Annotated in this window: 5 protein-coding genes, 6 tRNA genes and 1 rRNA gene; 8 read left to right on the top strand and 4 right to left on the bottom strand. The window is 35.4% G+C overall.

Annotation, left to right across the window (positions count from 1 at the left end):
* The 8 genes from rrf to N4A57_RS02250 all read left to right on the top strand — a co-directional run.
* A 5S ribosomal RNA gene (gene rrf / locus N4A57_RS02285) occupies positions 1 to 86 on the top strand; the annotation flags it as partial.
* A 4-nt stretch (positions 87 to 90) separates the two neighbouring features.
* Positions 91 to 165 (top strand) — tRNA-Asn (locus tag N4A57_RS02280).
* Positions 166 to 169: 4 nt separating this feature from the next.
* Positions 170 to 244: transfer RNA gene (locus tag N4A57_RS02275), tRNA-Glu, on the top strand.
* Positions 245 to 254: 10 nt separating this feature from the next.
* A tRNA-Val gene (locus tag N4A57_RS02270) sits at positions 255 to 330 on the top strand.
* A 16-nt stretch (positions 331 to 346) separates the two neighbouring features.
* Positions 347 to 423: transfer RNA gene (locus N4A57_RS02265), tRNA-Asp, on the top strand.
* Positions 424 to 623: 200 nt separating this feature from the next.
* Positions 624 to 698 (top strand) — tRNA-Gly (locus tag N4A57_RS02260).
* 26 nt (positions 699 to 724) lie between these two features.
* Positions 725 to 798: transfer RNA gene (locus N4A57_RS02255), tRNA-Gly, on the top strand.
* A 182-nt stretch (positions 799 to 980) separates the two neighbouring features.
* Positions 981 to 1,910, top strand: a complete 930-nt coding sequence (locus tag N4A57_RS02250) for a TIGR01212 family radical SAM protein (protein WP_293655834.1) — start codon at positions 981 to 983, stop codon at positions 1,908 to 1,910.
* 22 nt (positions 1,911 to 1,932) lie between these two features.
* Here N4A57_RS02250 and N4A57_RS02245 read toward each other — a convergent pair whose 3' ends face one another.
* From N4A57_RS02245 to N4A57_RS02230, 4 genes are all read right to left on the bottom strand, one after another.
* Positions 1,933 to 2,922 carry a M42 family metallopeptidase gene (locus tag N4A57_RS02245; protein ID WP_293655833.1) on the bottom strand — a complete coding sequence of 330 codons (990 nt, stop codon included), beginning with the start codon at positions 2,920 to 2,922 and terminating at the stop codon, positions 1,933 to 1,935.
* On the bottom strand, positions 2,915 to 3,943 hold the full coding sequence (locus tag N4A57_RS02240; protein ID WP_293655832.1) for a M42 family metallopeptidase: 1,029 nt from the start codon (positions 3,941 to 3,943) through the stop codon (positions 2,915 to 2,917). The genes N4A57_RS02245 and N4A57_RS02240 overlap by 8 nt, the downstream gene beginning before the upstream one ends.
* Complete coding sequence (locus N4A57_RS02235) at positions 3,934 to 4,980, bottom strand: M42 family metallopeptidase (protein ID WP_293655831.1); 1,047 nt, start codon at positions 4,978 to 4,980, stop codon at positions 3,934 to 3,936. Before N4A57_RS02235 ends, N4A57_RS02240 begins: the two co-directional genes overlap by 10 nt.
* 99 nt (positions 4,981 to 5,079) lie before the next feature.
* Positions 5,080 to 6,297 carry a 2,3-bisphosphoglycerate-independent phosphoglycerate mutase gene (locus tag N4A57_RS02230; protein WP_293655830.1) on the bottom strand — a complete coding sequence of 406 codons (1,218 nt, stop codon included), beginning with the start codon at positions 6,295 to 6,297 and terminating at the stop codon, positions 5,080 to 5,082.
* Positions 6,298 to 6,528: the final 231 nt, after the last annotated feature.

Here is a 6,528-nt window from a genome sequence, read left to right as displayed (position 1 = left end):
TTCCCATACCGAACACAGAAGTTAAGTCTCTTAGCGCCGATGGTACTTGGTGGGTAACTGCCTGGGAGAGTAGGAGGTTGCTAGTTTTATTCCAAGGAAGCTCAATGGTGGAGCAACCGGCTGTTAACCGGTAGGTTGAGGGTTCGAGCCCCTCCCTTGGAGCCAATAAGGCCCCATGGTCAAGCGGTTAAGACACCGCCCTTTCACGGCGGTAACGGGGGTTCGATTCCCCCTGGGGTCACCAATTTTAAAATGGGCGTATAGCTCAGCTGGGAGAGCACCTGCCTTACAAGCAGGGGGTCGTAGGTTCGAGCCCTGCTACGCCCACCATTTTAAAAACAAATGCGGCCTGGTAGTTCAGTTGGTTAGAATGCCAGCCTGTCACGCTGGAGGTCGAGGGTTCGAGTCCCTTCCAGGTCGCCAATTTAAAAACAAAAGGATACTAAGAAACACAAGGTTCCTTAGTATTGAACAAAAACGAAATCGTAGATTTCTGTTGTTCAACATACAGAAGTGGCTCAGTGGTATAAGTAGAGAACCGAAATTTTAATTTCGTGTGAATCACTTAGTTACTAACTAACTTTAGAACAGAAAGTTTTCATAACAGAAAGTATTTAATATATGCAGAAGTGGCTCAGTGGTAGAGCATCGCCTTGCCAAGGCGAGGGTCGCGAGTTCGAATCTCGTCTTCTGCTCCATTTTAAAATTTAAGTGATTGAAGCATGCGGATGTAGTTTAGTGGTAAAACTCCAGCCTTCCAAGCTGGTTATGTGAGTTCGATTCTCATCATCCGCTCCAGTAAAAGCATACCTAAAAGGGTATGTTTTTTTGTTATATATAGATTTCGTATTTATAAACCAGCTTTATGTGTGCCTATTTCAGGAAAATATATTGAAAATCTTTTCCCTTATAGGCAAGTTACTGCATAAAGAAATTTTAGTGTTACGAAATATATAGAAATACTATATAGAGGTGATAATATGAGATGGCAGGATAAAAGGTATCATTCTTTGAATTATGAATTGAGATCTGTTTTTAATGAAAAGATAGGGAAAGTATCATTAGATGGTGGATTTACTTGCCCTAATAGGGATGGTACATTGTCCTATGGAGGATGTATATTTTGTAGTGAGAGTGGATCTGGTGAGTTTGCTGGTAGTAGGAATGTATCTATTAAAAAGCAGGTGGAAGATCAAAAGACCCTATTGGGACATAAATGGAAGGTAAATAAGTATATAGCTTATTTTCAAAACTATACTAATACATACGATAGAGTAGAAAACTTGAGGGAGAAATATTATGATGCGTTAAGTTGTGATGGAATAGTGGGATTAGCTATAGGGACCAGGCCTGATTGTATAGATGATGGCATATTAGATTTGTTAGAAGAGATAAATGAAAAAACTTATCTATGGGTAGAATTAGGCCTTCAAACTATTCATGATAATACGGCTCATTTTATAAACAGAGGATATGAGTTAGATATATTTAATAAAACTTTGAAAAAATTAAAGGATAGAAATATTAGAGTAGTTGTACATGTTATACTAGGTCTTCCTGGAGAAAGTAAAGAGAAGATGATGGAAACTTGTACTTACTTATCAGATAAAGGAATAGATGGAATTAAGATTCATTTATTACACATATTAAAGGGAACAAAGCTATATGAATATGTATTAGAAAATCCATATGAGTCATTTGAAAAAAAAGAGTATATAGAATTTGTAGTGGATATATTAGAAAGAATATCACCTAATATTGTGGTCCATAGAATGACTGGAGATGGCAAAAAGGAATTACTATATGAACCCTGGTGGAGTTTAGATAAAAGGGCCCTATTAAATGGAATAGATAGGGAATTAAGGGAACGGGATACATATCAAGGAGCTAAAAATAAGGATGAGGCCTAAATAAACCCCATCCCCTTTAATATTATATTTCTTTACTCAATACCTTTGTAAGTAACTCTACTCCATTGTTAACATCGCTCTTAGAAACTATTTCATTAGGAGTATGGGCATATCTACAAGCTATAGATAGGGCTCCTGAGATTACTCCTGAACGGGATAGATGTATGGCACCTACATCAGTTCCACCAAAAGTTAAAACTTCTAATTGATGTGGAATATTATTTTCTTTAGCAGTATTAATTAAAAGATTTTTCATAATAGGATGGCATAGTATGGAATTATCCTTTATTTTTATGGCAGGGCCGTCATGTAAATTTACAGCTAAGTGTTTGCATTTTGGCATATCTCCACAAGAGGTAATATCTAAAGCTATGGCAAGGTCAGGCTCAATGGCAAAGGCTGCAGTTTTTGCACCACGTAGTCCTAGTTCTTCTTGAACTGTAAATACGAAATATAGCTCATTAGGAGAGTCACTTAACCTTTTTATAGTTTCTATGGCCATATAGCATCCTATTCTATTATCTAAGGCCTTAGTCATGACACTATGACCTAAGTCCACAAGATCTGAATGGAAGCATGCCACGTCACCTAAATTAACTTTAGTTAAGGCTTCTTCCTTATCCTTAGCACCTATATCTATATACATTTTTTCTAATTTTAAATGTTTCATATCTTCCATATGCTCCATATAAACTGTACCTATAGTGCCATTTGAAAACCTAACCTTTTGGCCAAGGGATACATTAGGAGATACTCCACCTATGTTAGAGAATCTTAAAAAGCCCTTATCATCAATTCCTGTAATTATTATTCCTATTTCGTCCATATGGGCTGCAATCATGACTTTTTTACCAGAGCCCTTTTTTATTGCAATTAGGTTGCCCATAGTATCTACAGATACTTCATCCACATGGTCCTTTACTTCATTTAAAATTATTTCCCTAGTAGCTTCTTCGTTACCAGCTGGACCATAGGCATAGGAAAGTTTTTTGATTAGATCTATATTAAACATTTATGAACTCCTCCTTTTTTATGTCTTTTAAAAATTCATCTAATAGTTTTTTAGAGTTATTAAAATCTCTTTTACTTATGACAGATACGGGTGAATGAAGGTATCTACAAGGCATTGATATACAAGCTGTAGGAATACCATCCTTAGATAAATGAATTTGACCTGAATCATTTCCACCCTTTGGAACTTGTTTGTATTGGTATGGTATATTATTATCATTAGCCACACCAATTAATCTATTTGTAAGGGACTTACTATAATATGTAACCCTATCTAATATGGAAAAGGTAGGGCCTTCGTGCATTTTTGTTACAAAATCAGGTTCTTCCACTTTATCTAAATCAAAGCAAGAAGTAGTTTCTATTACTACAGCTAAATCGGAATCTAATCTATAGGAGTAAGGAGCAGCTCCTCTGAGTCCTACCTCTTCTTGAACAGAAAATACTCCATAAATGGTGGAGTCATAATTATTCTTTAAAAGGTCCATAATAATAGCACAACCAGCCCTATCGTCTAAGGCTTTGGCCTTTATTAAATCATCTCCAAATTCCACATAGTCACTTAAAAAACACACATAATCTCCTGGAGATACATGCTTTTTTCCATCATCCTTAGATTTAGCACCAATATCTATATATAAGTCTTTAGATTTTAGAGGAACAGTTCTTTCTTTAGGTGTTTGTAAGTGAATAGCCTTAGCTCCAATAACTCCAGTGATTTTTTTATCTCCTATGGAAACGGGTTTAGACACTAATACCTTATCGTCTATTCCACCAACCTTTAAGAACTTAACAAAGCCCTTATCATCTATTGATTTAACCATTAAACCCACTTCATCCATATGGGCTGATAACATTATCTTTGGATAATTTTCCTTACCATGTTTAATGGCTATTAGGTTTCCTAATCTATCAATTTTGATTTCATCCACATAATCTTTTATTTCTTCTTTTATAAAGTTTCTAACAGCATCTTCATTGCCAGATACTCCATTTAAGCTAGTTAATTTTTCTAAAAGCATAGTAATTCCTCCAAATCAATATTATCTAGGCTTAATATGAAATAAGCTAAAAGCTTACCTACATTTTTTATATCTTCCATTGATAGAGTCTCTACTGAAGTATGCATATATCTAAGTGGAATAGATAAAAGGGCAGTTGCTATTCCGCATCTAGAAATTTGTATAGACCTTGTATCTGTTCCTGAGTTACCTGGAACTAAATCTACTTGGTATGGAATATTATGTTCTTTGGCAAGTTCTATTAATTTTTTGTGAAGCTTTGGATGGATATTGGCACCAAAGGCAATACCAACGCCCTTGGACAGATCAAGGGTCTCATCCTTAGGCAGTTGTGGAGTGGAACCAAATCCCACATCAACGGCAATGCCAATGTCTGGGTTTATATTAAAGGCACTTACTATGGCTCCCCTAGTACCAACTTCTTCTTGTACAGTACAAACTCCATATACATCTATGGAATGTTTCATTTTATTTAGAATCTCAAAACAATGAAGCATAGCTAAAACACCAGCCCTATCATCCATTGCCTTAGAAGAATAAAAATCATTTTGAAGTTTTAGTAGATTTCTTTTCACTGTTATAGGATCTCCTATGGACAGAACTTTTTTAGCTTCTTCTTTAGATAAACCTATATCTATACGCATATCTTCCATTTTAGGAGCCTTATTTCTATCTTCTTCATCTTGAATATGAGGCGGCTTTGTAGCCACGATACCAAAGACTTTTTCTCTACCGTGAATGATTACTTCTTGGGCAGGTAGGGTTCTATAGTCATAGCCACCTATATTTGTAAATTGAATAAATCCTCCGTCATCAATGTCCTTTACCATAAGTCCTATTTCGTCCATATGGGCAGCTAACATTACTTTTTTGTGACCACCTCTTGAAATGTGTGCAATCATATTTCCTAGGGCATCTGATCTTATGTCATCGCATAAATGAGAGAATAGGTCTTTAGCTTGGGCAAAGATATTTTCTTCGTAGCCAGATACACCATCTGTTTCTACTAATTTTTTTAACTTATGTGATAATTCCATTTTATACCTCCTTTACCTGTACATAGAATATTATACCAAAAAAAACGATAGACAAGGGTAATCTTTGCCTATCAGTTTGTGTGTGGACAAGGTTTTACTTTATGCACCAAATTTATCTAATCTCTTGGCATTAGCTAAAAGTAGACCCATTAAGTATTTACTTTCAAAAAATCCTAATCCACCTTTGTTGCAACAATTTTCGTGAAAATATTTCGCATCATCCGTACCACAAAAACGACTATGTAGGAGAAGTGGCACTGGATGCCAGCTATGGGAGCGCATAGGGCAAGGGGAGGAGTGATCTGCCGTTATGGCCAATACGTCAGGTTTATTTTCCAAAAGTATTGGTAGATGTTTATCCACTTCTTCTATATGTCTTACCTTTTCTAAAAAGTCACCGTCTTCACCAGCTTGATCTGTACCCTTTACATGGATAAAGAAAAAGTCATATTTTGCCCTAGATTGTGCGTAGGTATTAAATAGACTTTCTACAGTATCTCCTGTAGGAAGTAGGGTCATGCCAAGTAAGGATGAAATACCTTTATACATGGGATAAGAAGCAATAGCTGCCGATTCTAATAAGTATTTTTCTCTCATGGATGAAAGTTTTGGCCTTGATGCTATTCCCCTCATTAAAAAACCATTGGCTGGATGATCATCCTTAATTAATTCATATCCCCTTTTCATAAATTTATTGATAACATTTGCTAAAAATTGAGAGTTCTCATCTTGTCCTTTAGCTTCCCTAGGAGTCTTTCCTTCAACTAGGGGATCTATATCATTTATTAATGAACCTAATTTTTTATTCTTACTTCTAAATACAGTAACAAATCTATGTCCCTTTCCAGGCTCTATAATAATTTCTACGCCGTCAATCTCCTTTATAGTCCTTAATTTTTCACAAAGACCTATTGTTTTCTCTGTAGGAATTCTTCCGGCTCGTCTATCCGTCACAAATCCATTTTCATCTATAGATGAAAAGTTACATCTAGCAGCCACATCACCTGGCTCTAAATTAAATCCTATTCCAACGGCTTCTAGGACTCCACGGCCTATTTGAACATGAAAGGGATCATATCCAAATAAACTAGTATGTCCAGGGCCACTGCCTGGTGTTATGCCAGGTAGTACTGGATACATTCTTCCTAATGAAGATTCTCGTGCCAATTTATCTAGATTTGGAGTATGGGCATATTCTAAGGGAGTTCTATTTCCGAAATCTTTATTTCTAATATCTCCTACACCATCTAATACTAATAGGACAATGGTAGAATTATTAGTTTTTACCGTATCAGAGATTACTTGTTCATAATTCATATAATCACTCTTTCCATATAGTTTTAAAATACAAGGATACTAGTAATATTTTGTACAGAGAAGAATAAAAATATATATATAATCTAGTTAAATATAGATTTATTGGTTTTAAAATTGCTTTATACTGAATATAAAATTTTTTTCTCCAAAAACTTATATTATAGATATCTATAGTATAAGAAAAGGAGTCCTAATCATGGGTAGACCAGCGATGCCAGTAACAACATTACA

It is taken from the genome of Anaeromicrobium sp., from assembly GCF_025210435.1.
Lineage (GTDB): Bacteria > Bacillota > Clostridia > Peptostreptococcales > Thermotaleaceae > Anaeromicrobium.
The sequence above is the reverse complement of the archived record's forward strand: the minus strand, read 5'-3'. Positions and strand labels throughout refer to the sequence as shown.

What these genes read in the sequence shown, in the direction of transcription:
- N4A57_RS02240 (WP_293655832.1), bottom strand. Translation starts at nt 3,943, where the DNA reads ATGCTTTTAGAAAAATTAACTAGCTTAAATGGAGTATCTGGCAATGAA.
- N4A57_RS02245 (WP_293655833.1), bottom strand. Translation starts at nt 2,922, where the DNA reads ATGTTTAATATAGATCTAATCAAAAAACTTTCCTATGCCTATGGTCCA.
- N4A57_RS02230 (WP_293655830.1), bottom strand. Translation starts at nt 6,297, where the DNA reads ATGAATTATGAACAAGTAATCTCTGATACGGTAAAAACTAATAATTCT.
- N4A57_RS02235 (WP_293655831.1), bottom strand. Translation starts at nt 4,980, where the DNA reads ATGGAATTATCACATAAGTTAAAAAAATTAGTAGAAACAGATGGTGTA.
- N4A57_RS02250 (WP_293655834.1), top strand. Translation starts at nt 981, where the DNA reads ATGAGATGGCAGGATAAAAGGTATCATTCTTTGAATTATGAATTGAGA.